We start from the raw sequence: 21,852 nt of genomic DNA on the forward strand, positions 1-21,852 counted from the left end.
TCTACTTTTTATTTTCTCTATCGGCAAAATTGCCATTTTGCTTAATAGTAGCTATACCAGCCGTCCTTGCGACAAGCCTGTCGTTGTAGTCTTTTCTCATGTGCTGCGGTATGGTCTTTTGCGTTAGCGCAAATAAAATGAGCCCAACATAAAGCACCAAATAGACATAGATAAAGCCAAATGCACCAAAAATTTTCATCGCGTAGCTCATAAGAAGTGGCGAGAAAAGCGAGGCAAAAGAGTAGCTAAAAAGCAGCGCGCGTGCCACTTGGACGCTCTTTGTCTTGTCTGTGATCTCGTCATTTGCTCTAGCAAGCGAAAGTCCGTATGTGCAAAAAATGCCGCCGCCAAAGAAAAACGAAAGTATGTATTGAACGATCAAATTTGAGCCATTTAGCAAAAATAAAACCGCACTGATTAAAGATACAACGCTACAAAGCAAGAGCGCTGGGCGTCTGCCATATTTATCTGAAAAGCCTCCGATAAACGTTTGAGCCAAAAAGCCCCCAGCCATCGCTATAGTCATAAAAAATGACGCCTCTTTTGCGCTATATCCTTGAAGCAAGACAAAGAGGCTTGCCATAGAAAAAAAGCCATTTATCGCAAGTCCTGCAACGAGCGCTCCCACGAGTGCTAGCGGGACAATACCAAAAATTTTTGGGATGTTTATGGGTTGGCGCTGCGGGATTTGAGGCTGGTTGATGCGGATTAAATTTAAAGGTATGCTTGAGAGCATGATAAAAGCTGCGCTGATGATAAAAATTTCAAATGCGCTAAGATCAAGTGCTAAGATCAAAATTCCAAGTCCAAAGCTCGTGTAGAAAACGCACTCGTAAAAGGCGATGACGCGCGATCTTATCTTGTTTGGGATTTTAGCGTTTAGCCAGCTTTCTATAACCATCAAAAGTGCGTAGTAGCAATATCCCAAAAAGGCTCGCAAAATCGCCCAAAAGATCAAATTTTCACTTATGGCGTGAAGCATGGCTGAGACTGCAAAGATAGCTGAAAAGATAGCAAAAGCTCTGATATGGCCGGTGGTTGAGATGACCCTGTGCGCTGTGATCGTGCTAATTAACGCTCCTATGAAAAATCCAGTGTTAATTAGTCCAATCGCAAGCTCGCCTACGCCATTTTGCTTAAGAAGCGCACTACAAGATGCGATGACTAGGCCATTGCCTATAAAAAGTAGGCTCATGCCTAAAAATAGCGGCCCCATCGAGCGAATGATCCTAAAGCTACTTGCCATCTGCGTCCTTTCTTAAATCATTTTGCATTATCCCAAAGATAAAAGCTCCAATGGGCATCGGAGCAAGCCCCACCAAAAAGCCAGGCACATTTAGTAAATTTTCATTTTTTAAAAATATAAATCCAAAAAAAAGCATCGCATACGCAACCAAGCGATAAGGCATAAATGCCGCTACAAAGCTTTTATCTTTAAATGAAAATTTCTGTTTTTTTAGCCTTGCTTTTTCATCTTTTAGGCTAAACTCTTTTGCCTCATTTTGGGGCAAAATTTCATCATCCTCTTCGTCCTCTTCTTCTATCTTGGCTAAAATTTCCTCTCTTGCATTTTCTAGCCTTGAGTTTATGCGATTTTTATAGGCAAAAAAGCTAGCCGTTAGGATGATAAGCGAGGCAAAAAATGAAATTTGCGAGCTTATAAAAAATTGATTTGATATAAATTTGCCAACCACGCTAAGGGCTAGCCAAAGCGCAAAGTAGCAAATAAAAAGCCTGCTAATCGTCCTCGTCATCATCGTCTTTTGTGTAGCCTTTATATCTAGTCTCATCCTTTAGCTCATCTAGGCTTTTAACCTGCGCTTTATAGGCTTTATAGACATTTAAAATGGCAGCTGCGATGCCAATAGCAAAGCCTATCCAAAGTGCTGGCGTGAAATTTGTAGCCTTTTTTACAAGATATCCTAGCCCAGTGCCAAGCAAGATCGCAACTACGATTGAAACGCCAAGGCTTAGCTGCTCAGCCCCTGCAACGATATCTTTTATCTTAAATTTTGCCATTAAGCTTTTATCTCCAAAAATGCCTCTTTAGCTGCATTTACCGCTAGATCGATATCCGCTTCACTCATCGCATCGCAGATAAATCCAGTCTCAAACTGGCTAGGTGCAAGATAAATTCCACGCTTAAGCATCGCTTGGTGAAATTTAGCAAAGAGTTTTGTGTCGCTCTTTAGCGCATCGTCGTAGTTTTTTACGGCATGCTCTGTAAAAAAGTAGCCAAACATAGAGCCACGAACATCGGTTTGTATAGCGATGCCAGCGCTTTTTGCTGCCTCTTTAAAGCCCTCCATTAGTTTTTTAGCTAGTTTTTCAAGTCTAGCGTATAAATTTGCGTCACTATTTATCTTTGAAATTGCCGCTATACCAGCGCTCATCGCCACTGGGTTGCCACTTAGCGTACCTGCTTGATAGACAGCGCCTTCTGGACTTAAGCAGTCCATGATTTCAGCTTTGCCACCAAATGCAGCAACGTTCATACCTCCGCCTATAACCTTGCCAAATGTGACAAGATCAGCATCTACTTCGTGAAATGGATATGAGCCGAGGCGAGAAGCCCTAAAGCCGCTCATAACCTCATCAAGAATGAGCACAGCGCCAAATTTATCGCAAAGCTCTCTAAGCTCACGTAAAAATTTCTTATCAGCTGGCACAAGCCCCATATTTCCAGCAATTGGCTCGATTATGACGACGCCTATTTTGTCTTTATTGTTCTCAAAAATGGCCTTTACGCTCTGGATGTCGTTATAAACTGCTAGGTATGTGTTTTTCACAACATCTTGTGGCACGCCGCCGCTTGAAGCGTTGCCGTATGTCGTAGCGCCACTTCCTGCTTTAATAAGAAGTGCGTCGCTATGTCCGTGATAGCAGCCTTCAAATTTGATAAGTCCGTCTTTTTTAGCATATCCTCTAGCCACTCTGATAGCACTCATGGTAGCCTCAGTGCCAGAGCTAACGAAGCGAATTTTATCTATTTGTTTAAACTCGTCACATATTAGCTTTGCTAGAGCGGTCTCTTTTGGTGATGGAGCGCCGTAAGAAACGCCTTGTTTTACAGCAGAGATGATCGCTTCTTCTATATCTTTGTCGCAGTGACCAAAGATGAGCGGACCCCAGCTTTGGATGAAGTCAAGGTACTTTTTACCCTCGACATCGTATAGATAAGCCCCCTTGGCATGATCTATCATCACAGGCTCGCCTCCAACGCTGCCAAATGCACGAACAGGTGAATTTACGCCGCCTGGGATATATTTTTTAGCTTCGCTAAATGCCTCTTTATTTGTCATTTTTTATCCTTTTGATTTTGTGTTTTTAAATTTGTCTTTTGATTATCTTTTTGATTTATTGCTGGTTTTACTGGCGGTTTTGGTGCCTGCGTAGTGGCTGGCTTTGCGGGCTCAGCTGGTTTTACTGGGGCCTTTTGTGCCTGAGTAGTGGCTGGCTCTACTGCTTTTGCGCTTGAGGCGGCTTTAGCGGGTTCAGGCTGTTTTTGCGTAGCAGCAGGCGTGGCAGGCTTGGTTAAATTTTGTGTTTTGGCCGATTTTGTGGGAGTTTTCATCTTATTTGTGATGTACTCATAAAGTATAGTCGTCTCCTCGTCTGTCAAAAAGTAGCTTGGCATGACGCCTTTTGGCTTTGTAAGAGCTGCTTTAAAGCTCTCAAAGTCTATATCATTTATCTTTGGCGCTCTAAGCTCATCATCGACCGTTTTGTTTGCTTTTTTGTCAAAGTGCTTGTATTTAGAGATTAGGCTGCCCTCGCCCTTTGCGCCGTGACATTTATCACAGCCTATGCCACGTGGATTTAGGTAGAGCATCTTGGCGTACTCGGTCTTTGTGATAAAATCAGCTCCAAAAATCGCCACGCAAAAAAGCAAAATCAAAAAAACAGACCTCATAAACCTCTCTTTTAAAAATTTAATTTATTTTTAGGTATGATACCACCCTTGTGATTAAAAAAGCTTTTAAGTAAGGATCGAATATGAAAATTTTAGACGGAAAAGCCGTATCTTTAAAGGTCAAAGAAAGCGTAAAAATAAGAGCTGATGAGCTAAAGAAATTTGGTGTCGAGCCAACCTTAGCCGTCGTCTTAGTCGGTGAAGATAAGGCATCTCAAACATACGTTAGAGCAAAAGAGAAAGCCTGCAACGAATACGGCATAAAAAGCGTGGCTCACCGTCTAAGCGAAAATACAACCCAAAACGAGCTTCTAGCACTTATAAACGTGCTAAATTTAGACGATAGTATCCATGGCATCTTGGTTCAATTGCCACTGCCAAAGCACATCGACACAAACGTCGTGCTCGCAGCGATCGATCCACGAAAAGACGTAGATGGCTTTCACGCTGTAAATGTTGGCAAACTTGTTAGCGGACTTGAAGGCTTCGTGCCTTGTACCCCGCTTGGCGTGATGGAAATTTTAAAAGAGTATGGCATAGAAGTGGCTGGGCTAAATGCAGTGGTGATCGGAAGAAGCAACATCGTTGGCAAACCTATGGCAAATTTACTTCTAAACGCCTCTGCAACGGTTACTGTGACGCACAGCAAGACTAAAAATTTAAAAGAAATTTGCAAAAATGCCGACCTCATCGTTGCAGCCATTGGCAAGCCATTTTTCTTAAAGGCTGACATGGTAAAAGATGGCGCAGTAGTCGTTGATGTAGGTATAAACAGACTTGATGATGGCAGGCTTGTGGGCGATGTGGATTTTGACGAGGTCGCACCAAAATGCTCATATATCACGCCTGTTCCTGGCGGCGTTGGCCCGATGACCATAGCCATGCTTTTAAACAACACAATCCTTGCTGCACAAGCAAAGATAGCTAAAAATTAAAGAGTGAGATAATGAAGAGAGCTTTTACTAAATTTTATGACTTTTGCTCGAGCTGGACAGGCACGGTCATCATCGTGCTTTTTGTTATATTTTTCATAGCTCAAGCCTTTGTGATCCCATCTGGTTCGATGAAAAACACGCTTTTAGTTTGGGATTTTTTATTTGCTAAAAAATATGTTTATGGTGTACCCACGCCAACCATACCTTTTGTTAATCTAAAAGTTTTTCCAGACATAAACAACAATGGTCATATTATCACTGGACAAGGTCCAGCAAGAGGCGATATTGTTGTTTTTTTATATCCCAAAGACAAAAAAACTCACTATGTAAAGCGCTGCTTTGCAACTGGCGAAGATGAGGTAGTTTTTACTGGAAAAACATTTTATCTACGCCCAAAAGAAGGAGATAGCTTTATAAAGGCAAACTGCCGAGAGAATTTAAACGGCAAAAAGAGCAAATTTGGCTACTCATGCAGCGATGTCGTAGATCTTGACGGCAAGCTCTTTATAAAAGAGCCATATAAATTTAGTGGCATCCACTATGATGAGAAGGAAAATTTATTTGAGCATATGGCTTTTAGTCTAAATATTGATAAATCAAGCGTTTTTATGAAGCCAGCGCTCATTAGCTCGCTATCTCAAAATCCAAATTTTAAATTTAATGCATTTTACGTAAAAGTGCCAAAAGATGAGTACTTTATGATAGGCGACAACCGCGACCACTCACAAGATAGCCGTTTTTGGGGAAGCGTGGCATATAAATACATAGTTGGACAACCATGGTTCATATACATGAGCTTTGATAGTAATTTTCAAATACGCTGGGAGCGTGTCGGACGCTTTGTAGATACTATAGAAAACGATGAGTTTTTCACAAAACAAGCTCTAAAAGAGGGAGAAGTTGATGGACTTCACTAATTTTGACCCCATAAAAGTCGCCACTATCGTCATCTCTTTAATAATCGCCATCGTCGGTCACGAGATCGCTCACGGATATGTCGCTTATAAATTTGGCGACAACACCGCAAAAAATCTTGGCAGACTTAGCATAAATCCTATAAAACACATCGATCTTGTTGGCACTATCATCGTGCCACTGGTGCTTTATCTAAGCACTGGTATGATGTTTGGCTGGGCAAAACCAGTGCCTGTAAATACCTACACAGTCGTGCGAAATGGCGGCTACAAGGCAGCTATCTACGTAAGTCTAGCTGGCATTTGCTACAACGTCATCTTAGGCATCTTGTCGCTTTTTGTGCTAAAGGCTTTATTAAATATAGAAATCTTTGAAATTTTACTTCAGTTTTTATTTACGCTTGCGCTTTTAAATTTGATGTTAGCCATCTTTAATCTCTATCCGATCCCGCCACTTGATGGTTTTCACGCAGTCCAGTACGCGCTTAGAAATTTTGGCTTTCACGCACTAGCTGAAAAGCTTGAGGGCATCTCAAGATATGGCTTTGTCATCCTTATCGTCATCCTCGTCTCGCCTTTAAAAGATACTATCTTTTATCCGACAAGATACGTTTTAGATATCGCAAGTGCATTTATAAATGGCTAAATTTAGAGCAAATTTGCTCTAAATTTTTGACTTTGTGATCTTATAAGAGTACTCTTTTTTAAATTCCTCTTTTGGTGCAAGGCTAAATTTAAGCTCCACCTTGCCATCCTTGCTGATATCTTTTTTATCAAAGCCCTTTATCTCGACCTTTACCGCCTCGTCGGCAGATACTGGCACGCGATCGACCAAGGTGACATCGACACTTTTACTTGAGTTATTTTTGACGCTTATCTCATAGCCCTCTTCGCTTATGCGGTCTTTGCCAAGAAGCGAGCTCTTTTTAAATTTATTTAATCGCTCTTTTTTAAGCTCGATTAGCTCGTTTTGTCCCAAAAATAGCTGAGTGGGCTCATCTTTAGCTTTCATCTCAAACTCGCTTGGACTGCCAACACTAACACCATTAACATAAAACTGCGTTTTGGCTGGCGTTAGATCATCATTTAGCTTAAAGCTAGCTACGTTATATGCCTTTAGCGAGCCGTAAAAATCAGCAAAAACGCTAAAATTTGCATCCATTTTTTGCGTATCATAAGTTATATATTTGCTCTCGCCTTTTGCTAAATTTATCCCATCTATCTTCCAAATTTTGGCAAACTCATTCTCATCTCTTTGCACACGCATATCAGCGACCTCAGCGGCGACTTTAGCAGCTCTTAGCATATTTTTTGAAGCGCCGTAACCATCAGCTTCAGCCTCGCTCTCCTCGTACCAAGGGTAAAATTTGCTTGGAACAAGCGCTTTTTGATATCTGGTCGGATAGATGGCGAGCTTTAAATTTTTAACATCGCTGGCAAATGGGTTGGTGAGTAAAATTTCTTGTTTTATCAAGATATTTTTGTTTTTTGTGTCTGCATAAATTTCATTTAGCGTCTTTGGGGCCTCATCATCCATGTATGAAAGCGTCGCCTCTTTTGGGTCGCAAGCAAATTTCATATCAAGCTGCAAAAATCCAGCCATCTCGCTCTTTGGCTCATTTTCTTTAAGCGCTTCAAGCTCACTTTTAGCAGCTGAAATTTTCTCGATATTATCTAGGCTAAATTTATAAAACTCATCAGCTCTTTTTGTCACATCGTTACTTTTGTTTTCTTCTACCAAAGCTTGCTCTATAAATCTACCTCTTGCATCTAGCGCCTCAATCTTGCTACTTAAATTTGCGACTTCTTGCTTCCATTTTATGTAACTTGGGCTATTTTCTTCGCTGATCTTTTTTAGATAAGCATTCGCGTCACAATCCCCATTTATAGTGATGTTCTCACTCTGCACACCCTCTGGCACAAAGGCGCTAAAAGAGCTATTTGCGTCACTAAATTTTTGAGTGATGATGGTTTGATCTGTGTAGATCTCTATCAAATTTTCATTTGCAAAGGCTAGCGTAGAAGCCACTAAAAAGAGTGCTTTTTTCATATTTTCTCCTTTAAATTTTTGGTAAATTATAGCTTCATTTTGGCTGAGAGTAAAATTTTATTTTAATGCAACTTTGACTATAATCAACAAAAAATTTAACGGACTTTTCATGAAGATAGACAAAGTTTTCTTAGCTAGCGATCACGCTGGTTTTGAGCTAAAAAACGAGCTTAAAGAGGCTATTAAAGGGCTTGGATACGAAGTAGTTGATCTTGGCACAAACGATAAAAATAGCGTTGATTACCCTGATTATGCGCATTTGCTAGCGAGCAAGCTTGAGCCTAACTGCTACGGCGTGCTAGTTTGTGGCACAGGCATAGGCATATCAATAGCTGCAAATAGGCACGAAAACGTAAGGTGCGCCCTTTGTCACGACGAATTTACCGCTAGACTTGCAAGAGAGCACAACGACGCAAACGTAATCGCTTTTGGCGCAAGGGTTATTGGCGCAGGCGTGGCTATCTCGGCGGTTGAAGCCTTTTTAAAGACTGAGTTTGCAGGCGGCAGACACGAAAGAAGAGTCAAAAAAATAGAGCTTGAGGCAGGCAAATGATAGGCGAGTGGATCGTTTTTACCGCTCTTGTTTGTGCTGCGATCTACCTAACCGTCATGGTTTTTTACTTCAAAACGCTTCTAAAAAAAGAGCGTGCGACAAAAGATTTTATGAAAAATAACCTCCAAGATACCGAGGTCGTCATAAGAAAATTTCAGATCCAGCTCCAACGAAGTCTAGGCAACATCGACATCTTGACAGACGAGCTAAACAAAACTAAAAACGACGTAACATCACTTCGCACAAGAAATTCCCAGTACCGCTTAGAAAACGACAAGCTAAGACAGCGTATTCGTGAGCTTGAAGGCAAGATCGAAGCGCTACTATAAGATCAAATTTAAGGAAATTTATGAAAGTTTTAGATCAAAAAGGCAAAGAATTTTTACTAAACTCTATTCGCTGCATAAACGACTTTCCAAAGCCTGGCATAGTCTTTCGTGACATTACGACACTACTAAACAACAAAGAGGCGTTTAACTTTTTGATAGACCATTTGGTAGCTAGATACGAGGACGCAAAGATTGATTACATCGCTGGCATCGAGTCACGTGGCTTCATCTTTGGTGCGGCGCTTGCAGCAAGACTAAGGCTGCCTTTTGTGCCTATTCGCAAGCCAAAAAAACTGCCTTTTATCACACTTTCTCAAAAGTATAGCCTAGAATACGGCGTCGATGAAGTGCAAATTCACATCGATGCTTTTGGAGAAAAAGCGGGCGCTAGAGTGCTTTTGATGGACGATCTCATAGCCACTGGAGGCACTGCAAAAGCTTCAGTTGAGCTTATCAATCAAACTAACGCAACCTGCGTAGAAGCGTGCTTTCTCATAGATCTAGTCGATCTAAAAGGTAGCGAAAAGCTAAAGTCGCTTACTAAAATTTACAGCGTTTTAGAGGTTTAGAATGGAAGAGTTTTTTATAGAACTGCTTAAAGAGTACGGCTACATCATACTTTTTGTCTGGTGTATCATGGAGGGCGAGATGGCCTTAATAATGGCTGGAATTCTCGCTCACACCACGCACATGCACATCGCGCTTGCTATCTTTGTGGCTGGACTTGGAGGCTTTGTGGGTGATCAAATTTACTTCTACCTTGGCCGTTACAATAAAAAATACATCGCAAAAAGGCTTCACACGCAGCGGAGAAAATTTGCAGTGGCGCACATAATGCTGAAAAAATATGGCTGGCCGATCATCTTTTTGCAACGCTATATGTATGGCTTTCGTGTCATCATACCGCTTTGCATAGGACTTACTGGCTATGACGCTAAAAAATACGCCTTTATAAATTTAATCAGCGCTTGGTGCTGGGCGGCGATCACCACCATACCTGCTTGGATACTTGGCGAGCATATATTAGTGCTGCTTCAAAAAGCAAAAGAGCACTGGTATGTCGCTATCCCAATGGTTGCCATATTTATGGGGCTTTTGATCTACACATTTAAGCGCATCGAAAATAAAATTTTAAACGAAAGGAGAGACAGAAGACATGCAGTTTCAAATAGTTGATAAAAAATTAAAAGATATAAAAGCTGATATTGAACTAATTTTCGTAGTAGATAAGGAGTTAAAACATAAATTTATAGGCGATAAAGAGGCTATTAAATTTAACAATTACAAGGGCGATAACGTCCTCATCCTAAGCGAAGCAAAAAGGGCTTACGTGCCACTTTCTAAGCTTGATCTTGATGAGCTTAGGGTTGCAGCCGCGAAAGCTTATAACGCACTAAAGTCACTAAACATCAAGAGCATAAAGCTAGCTTCTTACGTAGCGGAGTGCCAAAAACTAAGCTTTGAAGCACTAGCTGAGGGCTTTTTGCTTGGGAGCTATGAATTTAACAAATATAAAGAGAAAAAAGAGAAATACACCCTAAAAGAGGTCATCTTTTCAACTGAAGAATTTGCTGGCAAAAAGGTCGATCTAAAGGCAGCAAACGAGGGCTTTAAAGAGGCAGAGATAATAGCAAGTGCTACAAATTTCACAAAAGATATCGTAAATGAAATCCCAGAAATTTACACACCGCAAAAGATGGCCGAGGATGCGCAAAATTTAGCCAAAAACATCGCAAGCATAAAGTGCGAGGTCTATGACGAGAAATTTCTAGCAAAAGAGAATATGAACGCATTTTTAGCGGTAAATCGCGCAAGCGTGCATAAACCAAGGCTCATCCACCTAACCTATAAGCCTAAAAAGTCTAAAAAACGCATCATCTTTGTTGGCAAAGGGCTAACATACGATAGTGGCGGACTTAGCTTGAAGCCGGCTGATTATATGCTCACTATGAAGTCAGACAAAAGCGGTGCAGCAGCAGCACTTGGCATCATAAAAGGCGCAGCAGAGCTAAATTTACCATTTGAAATTCACGCCATTTTAGGCGCCACTGAAAATATGATCGGCGGCAACGCTTATAAGCCAGACGACGTGCTTATTTCAAGAAGTGGCGTTAGCATAGAGGTTAGAAACACCGACGCGGAGGGACGTTTGGTGCTGGCTGACTGCCTAAGCTACGCGCAAGACTTTAAGCCAGACATCCTAATCGACATGGCAACCCTAACTGGCGCTTGCGTCGTGGGACTTGGCGAATACACGACAGGCATCATGGGCAACAGCGAGAGCCTAAAAAGCGAGTTTAAAAACAAGATAAAAGATAGCGGCGAGCTAGCGACTACGCTTGATTTTAACCCTTATCTTAGCGAGCTTATCAAAAGCCAGATCGCAGACGTTAGCAACTGCGCCTCAAGCAGATATGGCGGCGCGATCACAGCTGGCATGTTTTTAGCCAAATTTATCAAAGATGAGTATAAAGATAAGTGGCTACACCTTGATATCGCAGGTCCAGCATACCGCGAAAAGGCTTGGGGATATAACCAAGCAGGTGCGAGTGGAGCAGGAGTTAGGATGAATTTATACTTTTTACAAGCACTTAGCAAGGAGAATTGATGGGACTTTCAGTTGGAATAGTAGGCCTGCCAAATGTGGGCAAATCAACGACATTTAATGCACTTACAAAGGCGCAAAACGCCGAGAGTGCGAACTATCCGTTTTGCACTATCGAGCCAAACAAAGCCATCGTGCCAGTGCCTGATAAGCGCCTAAATGAGCTTGCAAAGATAGTTAGTCCTAATAAAATTCAATATTCAACCATCGAATTCGTAGATATCGCAGGCCTTGTAAAAGGGGCTAGCTCTGGCGAGGGTCTTGGCAATAAATTTTTATCAAACATCAGAGAGACAGAGCTTATTTTGCATATCGTTCGCTGCTTTGAGGATGAGAACATCACTCACGTCGAGGGTAGCGTCGATCCAGTAAGAGACATCGAGATCATCCAAACCGAGCTGATACTAGCTGACATCGAGCAGCTAAACAAAAAGATAGAAAAGCTCACAAGAGAGGCAAAAGCAAATGCAAAAGGTGCTAAAGAGGCGCTTGAGATAGCAAATTTGCTTTTGGCTCACCTAAACGATGGCAAAAGTGCGAGCAGCTTTGAGCAAAGAGATAGCGAGGCATTTTTGGCGCTTAACAAAGAGCTAAGACTTCTAAGCGCAAAAGAGGTAGTTTATGGCGCAAATGTCGATGAAGAGGGACTTAGCGAAGATAATAAATTTGTAAAAGCGCTAAAAGAGTATGCTAAGGCCTCAGACCACGAGGTGATCAAGCTTTGCGCCAAGGTCGAAGAGGAGCTAATAGGCCTAAGCGATGAGGAGGCTCACGAGTTTTTGGCATCTCTTGGCACGAGTGAGAGCGGCCTTGAAAAGATCATCAAAACGTCTTTTGCGAAGCTAAATTTGATAAGCTATTTCACCGCTGGCGTCGTTGAAGTAAGGGCTTGGACGATCACAAATGGCTGGAAAGCGCCAAAAGCAGCAAGTGTCATCCACAATGACTTTGAGAGGGGCTTTATCAGAGCTGAAGTGATAAGCTATGATGACTACATCGCACATGGCGGCGAAAATGGAGCCAAAGAGGCTGGCAAGATGAGACTTGAAGGCAAAGAGTACATCGTGCAAGATGGCGACGTGATGCACTTTAGGTTTAATGTCTAAATTTAGCCCTTTTTGGGCTAAATAGCTAAAATTTTTTATAACAATATTTAAGCCTTGGGTTGCAAGGCAAATTTAAATTTTTTATAACAAGTTTAAAAAATACGATAAGTCATAATCTTATATCTTATTAATATATTTAAATGATATAAAAGCTATCGACTTAGTAAAACAAATACCAGCTTACAGATGAGCCTATCAAATCTTAATCCTAGAGAAATTTTGGTAGATAAAATAATGTGCTCATCATCTTTTACAAGCCTTCATACATATAATATTTTGAAGACTATAACTCATATTATAATGGATATATAAAATTTTACTTATATGCTTAACGTATTATTTTATAAGCCTGATCGCTTCAGCAAATTTTAGCTCTTTGTTTTCAAAGAGCTTAAATTTGGTCGCATCTTTTTCGCTAAGTATGACGATGGTTGAGCCAAGCTCGAAATTTCCAAGACGCTCGCCCTTTTTGATGTGTAAATTTTCATACTCATAAATTTGCGTAAAATTTGCCACCACATTTGTTTGGATGCGCTCATCAAAACAAAATTTCATCTTGCTAGCGTTTAGCGCACCCACAAAAATAGGGTCGTTAGATAGGATAAATTTATCTTGACATTAGTTGCTCTTTTAAAAAATATAGCCAAACAACGCAAATTTACTCTTGCAGGTTGATTTGCCACCTTGCAAATTTAATAAATTTTATCTCGCTTTATTTTGCAAATTCTTTTTATTATCCCTATACGCCATAAAACACGCACATATAAAAACAAAAATCGTTATGACTAGGATCAAATTTTGTCCTGACATAAAAGCTCCTGATTTGCAAGTCTAAACCTCTTTTGCACTGTTTTTAAAGACATTTACCACGCTGGCTCGTTTGTGGCAAATTTCAGCATACTCTTTCTCGCTCTTTGAGTCATAGACTATGCCAGCTCCAGCTCCGACAAAGACGTCGCTAAAGCCGTTTTTGGCTGGCACAAAGATAGCTGAGCGGATGAGGATCGCAACCTGAGCGTCGCCATTAAAATGCAAAAATCCAATGCCCCCGCCATAGATATTTCGCTCAAAAATTTCAAGCTCATTAATTATCTGCATCGCTCTGATCTTTGGCGCACCGCTTAGCGTGCCAGCTGGGAAGATGCTAGCTAGCACGTCAAAAAGGTTAAGCTCCATAGCACACTTGCCATAGACGTCGCTAACGATATGCATCACTTTTTCAAATTTCTGGATATGCATCGCATTTTTCACGACCACGCTCTTTGGCTCTGAGACCCTGCCGATGTCATTTCTGGCAAGATCGATTAGCATCTTATGTTCAGCCAGCTCCTTTTCGTCGCTTAGTAGCTCATTTTCAAGCGCCACATCAGCGTTTGCATCGCCGCCTCTTGGTCTTGTGCCAGCGATCGGTGCTACAAAAATTTGCTCGCTTTTCATCTCAAAAACAAGCTCAGGCGACGAGCCGACCACATCGCCATAAGGCGTAGGAAAATGAAACATATATGGGCTAGGATTTGCGTTAGCTAGCTTTTTGTAAAAGTCTAGACTACTCATATTTGTCGAAATTTCAAGCAGCTCCCCAAGCACCACCTGAAAGACGTCGCCGCTTCTTATGTATTCTTTTGCTACTTCAACCATATCTTCAAAGTGTTTCTTTTCGCTACTAAGATCAGTTTTTATACTAAATTCGCACTCTTTTTCAGTGCCATTGCCTGCCTTTAAATTTAGCAAAAAGTCATAATATCTCTCTTTATCTCCATAAAAAGTGTAAATTTTACTCATCTTATCAAAGTGCAGATATGCTTTTGCGTCGGCGTAGATAAATTTTGGAAATTCATACTTTTTAGCCTTCTCTTCACCGATATACTCAAAGTATCTCACGCCGTCATATGCAAAAACGCCAAAAAGCCCGGCAAAAGGTGCGAGCGATCTGTTACGATTAGTATCAAAGTAGCTTCTAAGTCCGTAAAAGTCCATATCCTTTTCATCAATATATTCGCAGTCTATGCCGATTATCGTTTGCGTCTTGTCTTCAGCAAGGTAGCTATTTTTAAATTTCTCTCTGATCGCTTCATAATAAAAAAGTGGTTGTTCTAAGAGCATCTTTTTCCTTTTAAATTTTTATTGATTATAAAAAATTTTCGCTTTTACTTTTTAGAATTTTGGCTAAATTTTTAAATTTACCCCTTTTTTACTATTTTTTTAAGAGCCCCTTGGCTAAAATTCGCACCAGTCGAGGGAGAAAAAATGCTTTTTGTAGAACTATTTATAATCGGTATCGGCGTTGGTTACATCGCCGGGTTTTTTGGCATCGGTGGCGGCACGGTCGTCGTTCCTATAATGGTCGCCTTTGGTTACGACGTGAAAACAGCCATTGGCATAAGCGTCATGCAGATGATCTTTAGTGCGACATTTGGCTCGTATCTAAACTACAAGGCTGGGCTTTTAAAGCTAAATCGCGGCGTCTTTTTGGGGCTTGGAGGCTTGGTTGGAGCCAGCTTTAGTGGCATCATCGTATCGCACGCGCCAGCACTTTTGCTTGAGTCTATGCTACTTGCGACATTTGTCTTTTCGCTTATAAAACTATACTTTTCACCAAATAGTGACGGCTCAAATGCGAATAATTCGCTCTTTTTGCTATTTTTAGTTGGCGTTTTTGTTGGCGTTTTTGCCATTAGCATCGGCATCGGCGGAGGCGTCTTTATCGCTCCTATCTTGGTTGGCTTTTTGCGTTATGAGCTGAAAAAAGCCGTTTCTATGGGCGTATTTTTCGTTATGTTTGCAGCCATTGCCGGCTTCATCTCACTCTCACTAAATGGTCACATCTCATACGCTGAGGGCACATTTTTAGGTCTTGGCTCGCTAATAGGCGCATACTTTGGCACCAAAAAGACGCAAAATACCGACAAAAAAACACTTAAAAAATGGTTTTTACTCTTTTACATAGCGATGATATGTTTGATATTAAAAGATATGTTTTTTGAGTAAGAGCATGGCTAAATTGCCACGCTCTTTTTAAATTTCTTCAAAAAAGTAAGCTTCACTTAGTTTAAAAGCAAGCTCTTTTAGCTCATCTTCGCTTAAATTTACGCCCTTTGCGATCTCTTTAAGGCTGGCTTTGCCGTCAAATTTCAATGCAGCTCTGATCTCTTCAACGCTTAAGTTTAGCTTGCCATTTAGCTCATTTGCTAAAGATATGACTGGCGAGCTAGCCTCCAAAAAATACCCAAGATAGGCTGCAGCTCTAGGTTTTAGCCTAGTTTTTTTAGGCTCATAAGCAAGTGCAGCAAGCTTTGAAGATGAAATTTTAGTGTTTTGATCATTTAAAATTTCAAGTAGCCCCATAAATGCTTCGCCCTCGCTCTCGCCAAGTGCAGCCTTTACTTCACTTAAATTTAGACTTTGCGGATAGGCTTTGCTTAAAATTTCTTGCGTTTTTGTCCTTGGCTGCTCGCTAAAATATACAAAATAAACCCTATCAAGCTCGCTCTCTCCAAGCACCGCGTCAAAGTCATCAGCGCCACCAAGCCTTTCTTTGTGCGCGATGAGGCTCTTTCTAAAGGATCTATTAAACAAAAAGTCATTTAGCTGCTCTTTTTTGATGCGAGTGTTGTAGCTTTGCTCGATGTGCGCGTCAAAGCGGTAGATCCCAGTCGAGCTTGCAAAGATATCGTTTAGCGAGGCGTCTATGACGTAGCAAAGTCCGTGTTTATCGATGTGCTTGGCAAATTTATGAAAGTATGTTGGCTCGTTGCTAGCCTCCAAGAAATCGTGCAAAATGTAATAATCACTCCCCTTTGCGATGATGCCTTGTAAGAAATTTAGCTGCGTTAAAAGTAGCTTCATGCTATCTTTATAGACAACGTCGCTTTGGTTTTGCAGGCTAAATTTCAAATAATCCTGCAAGAAATTTAGCTCCTCTTTGACGTGAGGTAGCGACTCTTTATCGCCCCTATTTGCGCTCGCAAAGAGCATGAAGTCCCTTAAGATATCAAGGCTCTTCCAACCTGGGTAGGTGTTATAAGAGACGTAGGCGATGCCATCTTTGCTAAGTAGCGCCTTTATCGTTGCAAGTAGCGCGTCTCTTACGTTTGGGCTCACCCAGCTATAAACGCCGTGAGCGATGATGTAGTCAAACTCGCCAAGCTCTTTGATATCGTGCTCATTCATGTGCAAAAAGTCACGCTCAAGAAGGGTAAAATTTTCTAATTTCATCTTCTTTGCGATCTTGTTGCCCTCTTCTACTTGGTGGCTTGAGATGTCGATGCCAACTACCTTTGCCTCTTTGTGAGAAGCTGCAAATGGCAAGATATTGCCACCGTATGACGAGCCAAGCTCTAGCACTCTGGCATCTTTTAAATTTGCCGCCTTTAAGCCCAGAAATTTAGCAACCGCCTCTATCCTAACAGGCGAGCAGTCGCTAAATGCAGCTGAGAAATAAGGAATTTCGTCGTAAGCTTTTTTTGCCTTGTTCATCAGCCGTGCTTTCTGGCAAATTCTCTCATGAACTCGCCAAGTTTCTCAACGTCGCTTTGGCTAACGGCGTTGTAAATAGAGGCTCTTATGCCGCCAAGATGTCTGTGACCTTTTAGCCCTAGCATGCCCTCTTTTAGCGCTTCTTCGACGAAAACCGGCTCAAGCGCATGATCTTTTGGTATCGTAAAGCTCACGTTCATATCTGACCTACTTGATTTTTTAGCGTGCCCCACGTAAAAGCCATTTGAGCTGTCTATGATGCTATAAAGCGTGCTTGCTTTTTTGGCGTTTATCTTCTCAACCTCAGCAAGTCCGCCAAGATCTAGCAGGTGCTGCATGGTTAAATTTAAAAGATAAATTCCAAAAGTTGGCGGTGTGTTGTAAAGTGAGTTTGCCTCTACGTGCGTTTTGTAGCGCAAAAACATAGGGACGTTTTGGCTGCTCACGCGATCAACTAGGTCTTTTCTTAAAATGACGATAGTCACGCCGCTTGGGCCTGCATTTTTCTGAGCGCCGCCGTAAAGCAAACCGATACTGCTAAAATCAAGCGGTCTAGCGAAAAAGTCGCTCGAAGCATCGACAACAAGGGGCGATTTGGTCTTTGGCATAGCCTTATACTGCGTGCCATAAATCGTGTTGTTTGAGCAGATGTAGGCATAGTCGGCGTCATCGCTAAATTTAAACTCAGGGATGTAAGAGAAATTTTCATCCTCGCTGCTTGCTACGACATCCACATTTACGCCAAGTACTTTTGCCTCTTTGATCGCTTTGTTTGTCCAAACACCGGTGTTTGCATATTCAGCCCTGCCACCTTGATATAAATTCATCGGTATCATGCTAAATTGCAAGTGTGCGCCGCCTTGCAAAAATAAAATTTCATACTCATCGCCGATGCCGTAAAGCTTTCTTATCTTCTCCATCGCGCCAAAATGGATCTCCTCAAAGGTCTTGCTTCTGTGGCTGATCTCCATGATCGAGTAGCCCTCGCCTCTGTAGTCAGTAAATTCGGCCTTTGCGTGCTCTAAAACGTCTAATGGTATCGCGCTTGGGCCTGCGCTAAAGTTGATTTTTCTACTCATTTTTACTCCTTGATAATTGCTTTTTTATGTGTATTTTGCGAGATAAGCTCGATCTCATCATTCAAATTTAAATCCCTAAGATCGGCTCTCTTGCCATCTTTTCTAACCTCGATAAGCCCTTTTGTGCTCTCAAAAAAGAGCTCTCTCATCTCATAAGCCTTCTCAAGCGAGCCAAGAGCTGAGCCAAGAAGCAAGAGCTTTCTTTGCACGGCGTTTGTTAGGGCGTTTTGCTTGTTTGCCACCTCGCTAAATTTTAGCTCGATCCTAGCTTTTAGAGCGTTTGATGAAAATTTAGAAAGTAGTAAATTTAATAAATTTTGCTTCTTTGTGATCTTTAAATTTAATGCGCTATCAAGATCGTCGCTGAGCCTATCAAGATACTGGAAAAACGCCTCTTCATCAGGCAAAAGATCAAGCATGGCTGCACTTGGCGTAAGCGATCTGCGGTCTGCCACAAAGTCACTTATAACGTAGTCGATCTCGTGTCCGATAGCGCTTATGACTGGCGTTTTTGTAGCGTAAATTTCACGCGCTAGGCCCTCGTCGTTAAAGCACCAAAGATCCTCTTTGCTGCCACCTCCACGAGCCAAAACGATCACATCGACGCCGTATTTATCGGCTCTGCGTAAGGCTTTTATAAGCGAGCTTGGAGCACTTTCGCCCTGAGTTAGCGCGTCAAATATATAAATTTCACTTAGCCTCCAGCGGCTTCTTACCACCTTTAGCATATCTTGAAGTGCAGCTGAAGTGGCGCTTGTGACAAGGGCTATTTTCTTAGGTAAATTTGGTATCTCTTTTTTTGCGCCGATGTCAAAAAGCCCCTCGTTTTCGAGCTTTTCTTTAAGCTGCCTAAACGCAAGCTCAAGCTCGCCCTCACCATCAGGCAGCATCGCACTAGCTACTAGCTGATACGACCCACTTGGCGAATAAATGGTCACTTTGCCATAAATTTTGACCTTCAAACCCTCTTTTGGCAAGAATTTCACCTTTTGGTTATTCATGCGGTACATCACAGCTGAGATGCTTGACTTTTCGTCCTTTAGCGTGAAGTACCAGTGCCCAGAGGCATGCTTAGTAAGGCGCGAAATTTCCCCACTTACCTCGACGTAGTCAAGTGTCGCTTCAAGCAGCGCCTTTGCTTTTTCGTTTAGCTCAGATACGCTAAGCATCGATCTCTTTGACCTTTTTAGCGATAAATAGCGTCGAGATGTCCATGCTAAAGCCCTTGCAAAGCTCTATCTCAAAGCCAGCATCAACTAGCTCATCACAAAAGCTCTTTGCGTCCAAGAAATTTTCGATCGAGCTTGGCAGATACTCGTACGCCTCTTTGTTTTTTGAGATAAAGCCGCCGATACTTGGCAAAATCTTACTTAGGTAAAAATCTCTTAGCGCAGTTATAAAGCCCTTTTTTTGGCGCTTTGTAAACTCTAACACGACGACGTAGCCGCCATCAGCCAAGACCCTGTTAAACTCCCTAAGCGCAGCCTTTCGCTCGACCACATTTCTGATGCCGTAGCTTATGCTTAAAATTTGAGCCTCACCGCTTGCAAGCGTAGTGTTGTCAGCGTAGGCTTCTATAAATTTAAAATTTGGAAATTTCGCCCTCGCCTCTTTTAGCATGCCGCTTGATGGGTCGATGCCAGTTAGGCTTTTCACCTCTACGCCAAATTCTTTTGAAATTTCGCTCCAAAGCCCCATCATATCGCCAGTGCCGCAAGCCACATCCACGATATTTATGCTTTTATTTTTAAAAATTTCTAGCATATATCTGCAGGCAAATTTCCTCCAGCTCACATCCACGCCAAGGCTTAGCACCCTGTTTGCCACGTCATACGTAGGAGCGATCTGGTTAAACATATCAACTATTTTTTCTTGTTTTTGCATAAATTTTAGACCTTTATATGTAGTAAATTTTTAAATTTCGCGAGATCTTGCGAGTTGCTTTTATAAATTTAAGCCGCTTTTTTAATATCTCTTCTCTGGTTTTGTAAATTTGTTTGTAGATTTTACTCTCTAGCTTTTCTTTGCCAGCAGCCTCTGGCAAGCGCTCTAAGATGCCAAGCCAGACATCATAGTCTTGAAGCGCACCAAAGATCTCTTGCATATCTTTTAGCCGCTCTTCATATTTTTTAAGCCCGTCAAAATAAAAAATCTCACTCAAAAACTCGTAAGTATATCTCACCTTTTTAAGCTCGATCCTGATCTTGTGAAAGCTCTCATTTGGGCAGTCTTGATCTAGGCTTTTTAGCCTTTTTTGAGCCAAAACTAGAAGCGTTCTTAGCTTAAACGAGCCAAGGCGCGAAAGACTAACGTCAAAGAGCTTTGATCTATAAAACTCGCCCTCGTTTAAAAATATCTCCCACTCTTTTAAAAATGCGTAGTTTTCCTCATCGCCTAGGTAGCTTTTAACGTTTTCATACTCTAAATTTAGAGCCTTTTGCACAAAGTAAATTAGCTCATTTGCATGCTTTTGCTCGCTTAAAAAGCCTAAAAATATGTCCAGGTCTCGTTTTTTGTTGGTTGAGTTTGCCAAAATTTTAAAATTCTCTCCAAAAAAGAGCGTCACTTTCTCATCAAAAACGCCGTTAAAAATTTTAAGTAGCGACCTAACTTTTCTTAAATTTACTCGCAGACTATGTAAAATTTCTTCATCGTGATCTTGCAGATATTCGCTCTTTAGTCTCTTTATCTCTTTAAAGATGCTTAAAAACAAAGCCCTTAGCGCCTCACCGCTTTTTAAATTTGCAGCAAAATTTGGCGAAATTTCTTTATTTTTAAAGACAGAGTAAGCCCTTTTGTAGTCGATTTGTTCATTTTCGTTTGCGTGAATGGCAAGAAATTTGTTTTTATATCTTTTATCGCAGGTGACATCGGCCTTACAAAACTGCTCCAAAAATGGTGGTAGTTTAAAATATACAGCCTCGTTTTCATTACTAAATTCGATCTCAAATGTGCAAAGTCCATTTAAGCTATCTTTAAAAACGTCGATGTTACAAGGGTTATTATTTAGCCGAAAAATGTATCTATCTTTTGTGATTACCCGCCCGATGCGGTTTTTTAGAGCCTTTTTAAACTCCGCCTTTTCGCAAAATTCCTCATTTTCTTCTCTTATAAGATCTTTGCCAACCTTGATCGTTTTTATAAATTTACCCTCTTCGCTTCTGAAGCGGATCTCTTCATTTTGCGTGATCTTGGTGTAAAACTGAGAAATTTCAAGGTGCTTAAAAACTAGTCCAGCCTCTTTTAGAAAATCTAGAATTTGAGAATTTTTGAGTAAAAATTTACGCTCTATCTCCAAACCCACATTTTTCTCCGAAATTTTTTGCTTATTTTAGCGAGTTAGTGCTTAAAATAATGAGAAAAAGCTAATTTCAGGCTTGTTTGAAGTGTTTTATGAAGAAAAATAAAAATTTATGTTGCATAATGCAACATAAATTTTGCCTTATCGGCAGTGTTTACAGCTTTTTACGCTAGCAACGATATTTAGGCGCTCGATGATGTTACCGATCTTTTTTTCAAGCGCTTCTTGGTATTTGCCAAGCTCTGAGTCATCATAGCTCATATCCTCGACGCTACCGCAGTTTTCGCAAACCACGTGGATGTGCGGATGCTCGTAGATGTCGTATCTCGCCTTTTGATTGACGATATTTACTTCAACCACCAACCCCTCGTCTTTTAGAGTGTTTAGGTTTTTATAAACAGTTGCGAGCGAAACTGATGGATTTTCTTTCAAAATTTCATCATAAAGCTCATCGATCGTTGGATGTGTGTGACGATCAAGAATTCTCAAAACGCTAAGACGCTGCGGCGTTACTTTAAGCCCAGACTGTTTTAGCAACGATACATATTGCATAATTTTCCCCTATACAAATTTTTGCTTTATGCTAGCAAA

The 21,852-nt window shown here is 41.2% G+C and carries 23 protein-coding genes and 1 pseudogene; 10 read left to right on the forward strand and 14 right to left on the reverse strand.

From position 1 onward, the window contains the following. Nucleotide 1: 1 nt before the first annotated feature. The 5 genes and pseudogenes from CVS81_RS01800 to CVS81_RS09820 all read right to left on the reverse strand — a co-directional run. On the reverse strand, nt 2-1,246 hold the full coding sequence (locus CVS81_RS01800; protein ID WP_107964904.1) for an MFS transporter: 1,245 nt from the start codon (nt 1,244-1,246) through the stop codon (nt 2-4). Further along, nucleotides 1,236-1,790 (reverse strand): hypothetical protein, encoded by a 555-nt coding sequence (locus CVS81_RS01805; protein WP_234399504.1) that lies wholly within the window; start codon nt 1,788-1,790, stop codon nt 1,236-1,238. The genes CVS81_RS01800 and CVS81_RS01805 overlap by 11 nt, the downstream gene beginning before the upstream one ends. Beyond that, nucleotides 1,738-2,019, reverse strand: coding sequence for an AtpZ/AtpI family protein (locus CVS81_RS01810; protein WP_012001455.1), 282 nt, complete (start codon nt 2,017-2,019; stop codon nt 1,738-1,740). The genes CVS81_RS01805 and CVS81_RS01810 overlap by 53 nt, the downstream gene beginning before the upstream one ends. Then, nucleotides 2,019-3,302 (reverse strand): glutamate-1-semialdehyde 2,1-aminomutase, encoded by a 1,284-nt coding sequence (gene hemL / locus CVS81_RS01815; RefSeq protein ID WP_107964906.1) that lies wholly within the window; start codon nt 3,300-3,302, stop codon nt 2,019-2,021. Before hemL ends, CVS81_RS01810 begins: the two co-directional genes overlap by 1 nt. A gap of 275 nt (nt 3,303-3,577) precedes the next feature. Next, nucleotides 3,578-3,913: pseudogene (locus CVS81_RS09820) on the reverse strand (c-type cytochrome); the annotation flags it as partial. A gap of 83 nt (nt 3,914-3,996) precedes the next feature. On the opposite strand from CVS81_RS09820, the gene folD reads away from it, so the two are divergent. From folD to CVS81_RS01835, 3 genes are read left to right on the forward strand one after another with little or no spacing between them, the layout of a single operon-like run. Beyond that, nucleotides 3,997-4,848: a bifunctional methylenetetrahydrofolate dehydrogenase/methenyltetrahydrofolate cyclohydrolase FolD gene (folD, locus tag CVS81_RS01825; protein ID WP_107964908.1), complete on the forward strand. Its 852-nt coding sequence runs from the start codon at nt 3,997-3,999 to the stop codon at nt 4,846-4,848. 11 nt (nt 4,849-4,859) lie between these two features. After that, a complete protein-coding gene (gene lepB / locus CVS81_RS01830) occupies nt 4,860-5,765 on the forward strand; it encodes a signal peptidase I (RefSeq protein WP_107964909.1) in 906 nt (301 codons plus the stop codon). Beyond that, nucleotides 5,752-6,408, forward strand: coding sequence for a site-2 protease family protein (locus tag CVS81_RS01835; protein ID WP_107964910.1), 657 nt, complete (start codon nt 5,752-5,754; stop codon nt 6,406-6,408). The genes lepB and CVS81_RS01835 overlap by 14 nt, the downstream gene beginning before the upstream one ends. Nucleotides 6,409-6,426: 18 nt before the next feature. On the opposite strand, the gene CVS81_RS01840 is transcribed toward CVS81_RS01835, so the two are convergent. Next, nucleotides 6,427-7,812 carry a DUF4139 domain-containing protein gene (locus tag CVS81_RS01840; protein WP_107964911.1) on the reverse strand — a complete coding sequence of 462 codons (1,386 nt, stop codon included), beginning with the start codon at nt 7,810-7,812 and terminating at the stop codon, nt 6,427-6,429. A gap of 109 nt (nt 7,813-7,921) precedes the next feature. Between CVS81_RS01840 and rpiB the strand changes: the two genes are divergently transcribed. Genes rpiB through ychF form a run of 6 tightly spaced genes read left to right on the forward strand, consistent with a single transcriptional unit; the run spans nt 7,922 to nt 12,405 of the window. Beyond that, complete coding sequence (gene rpiB, locus CVS81_RS01845; protein WP_021086444.1) at nt 7,922-8,365, forward strand: ribose 5-phosphate isomerase B; 444 nt, start codon at nt 7,922-7,924, stop codon at nt 8,363-8,365. Further along, the gene (locus CVS81_RS01850) at nt 8,362-8,694 is read left to right on the forward strand and encodes a hypothetical protein (protein ID WP_002939538.1); all 333 of its coding nucleotides are present in this window, start codon (nt 8,362-8,364) and stop codon (nt 8,692-8,694) included. The genes rpiB and CVS81_RS01850 overlap by 4 nt, the downstream gene beginning before the upstream one ends. Nucleotides 8,695-8,714: 20 nt before the next feature. Further along, entirely contained in the window at nt 8,715-9,263 is a 549-nt protein-coding gene (gene apt / locus CVS81_RS01855; RefSeq protein WP_107964912.1) for an adenine phosphoribosyltransferase, read from the forward strand. A 1-nt stretch (nt 9,264) separates the two neighbouring features. After that, nucleotides 9,265-9,870 carry a DedA family protein gene (locus CVS81_RS01860; RefSeq protein WP_107964913.1) on the forward strand — a complete coding sequence of 202 codons (606 nt, stop codon included), beginning with the start codon at nt 9,265-9,267 and terminating at the stop codon, nt 9,868-9,870. Beyond that, entirely contained in the window at nt 9,851-11,302 is a 1,452-nt protein-coding gene (locus CVS81_RS01865) for a leucyl aminopeptidase (RefSeq protein WP_107964914.1), read from the forward strand. The genes CVS81_RS01860 and CVS81_RS01865 overlap by 20 nt, the downstream gene beginning before the upstream one ends. Further along, the gene (ychF, locus tag CVS81_RS01870; RefSeq protein ID WP_107964915.1) at nt 11,302-12,405 is read left to right on the forward strand and encodes a redox-regulated ATPase YchF; all 1,104 of its coding nucleotides are present in this window, start codon (nt 11,302-11,304) and stop codon (nt 12,403-12,405) included. The genes CVS81_RS01865 and ychF overlap by 1 nt, the downstream gene beginning before the upstream one ends. Before the next feature lie 336 nt (nt 12,406-12,741). On the opposite strand, the gene CVS81_RS01875 is transcribed toward ychF, so the two are convergent. Further along, nucleotides 12,742-12,984, reverse strand: a complete 243-nt coding sequence (locus CVS81_RS01875) for a phosphatidylserine decarboxylase (protein ID WP_413784304.1) — start codon at nt 12,982-12,984, stop codon at nt 12,742-12,744. Nucleotides 12,985-13,236: 252 nt separating this feature from the next. Then, nucleotides 13,237-14,508, reverse strand: a complete 1,272-nt coding sequence (locus tag CVS81_RS01880; protein ID WP_107964916.1) for an anthranilate synthase component I family protein — start codon at nt 14,506-14,508, stop codon at nt 13,237-13,239. A 144-nt stretch (nt 14,509-14,652) separates the two neighbouring features. Between CVS81_RS01880 and CVS81_RS01885 the strand changes: the two genes are divergently transcribed. Continuing rightward, complete coding sequence (locus tag CVS81_RS01885) at nt 14,653-15,393, forward strand: sulfite exporter TauE/SafE family protein (protein ID WP_021083601.1); 741 nt, start codon at nt 14,653-14,655, stop codon at nt 15,391-15,393. A 27-nt stretch (nt 15,394-15,420) separates the two neighbouring features. Here CVS81_RS01885 and CVS81_RS01890 read toward each other — a convergent pair whose 3' ends face one another. From CVS81_RS01890 to CVS81_RS01915, 6 genes are all read right to left on the reverse strand, one after another. Continuing rightward, on the reverse strand, nt 15,421-16,881 hold the full coding sequence (locus CVS81_RS01890; protein ID WP_107964917.1) for a class I SAM-dependent methyltransferase: 1,461 nt from the start codon (nt 16,879-16,881) through the stop codon (nt 15,421-15,423). Next, nucleotides 16,881-17,960, reverse strand: coding sequence for a phosphoserine transaminase (gene serC, locus CVS81_RS01895; RefSeq protein WP_103581985.1), 1,080 nt, complete (start codon nt 17,958-17,960; stop codon nt 16,881-16,883). Before serC ends, CVS81_RS01890 begins: the two co-directional genes overlap by 1 nt. 2 nt (nt 17,961-17,962) lie before the next feature. Then, the gene (gene xseA, locus CVS81_RS01900; RefSeq protein WP_107964918.1) at nt 17,963-19,129 is read right to left on the reverse strand and encodes an exodeoxyribonuclease VII large subunit; all 1,167 of its coding nucleotides are present in this window, start codon (nt 19,127-19,129) and stop codon (nt 17,963-17,965) included. Continuing rightward, nucleotides 19,122-19,844, reverse strand: coding sequence for a bifunctional demethylmenaquinone methyltransferase/2-methoxy-6-polyprenyl-1,4-benzoquinol methylase UbiE (gene ubiE / locus CVS81_RS01905; RefSeq protein WP_107964919.1), 723 nt, complete (start codon nt 19,842-19,844; stop codon nt 19,122-19,124). The genes xseA and ubiE overlap by 8 nt, the downstream gene beginning before the upstream one ends. 13 nt (nt 19,845-19,857) lie before the next feature. Then, nucleotides 19,858-21,264: a CHAD domain-containing protein gene (locus CVS81_RS01910; RefSeq protein ID WP_234399505.1), complete on the reverse strand. Its 1,407-nt coding sequence runs from the start codon at nt 21,262-21,264 to the stop codon at nt 19,858-19,860. Between the two features lie 138 nt (nt 21,265-21,402). Then, nucleotides 21,403-21,813, reverse strand: a complete 411-nt coding sequence (locus CVS81_RS01915) for a Fur family transcriptional regulator (protein WP_009294652.1) — start codon at nt 21,811-21,813, stop codon at nt 21,403-21,405. Nucleotides 21,814-21,852: the final 39 nt, after the last annotated feature.

The sequence above is a fragment of the Campylobacter concisus genome (assembly GCF_003049065.1).
Lineage (GTDB): Bacteria > Campylobacterota > Campylobacteria > Campylobacterales > Campylobacteraceae > Campylobacter_A > Campylobacter_A concisus_BE.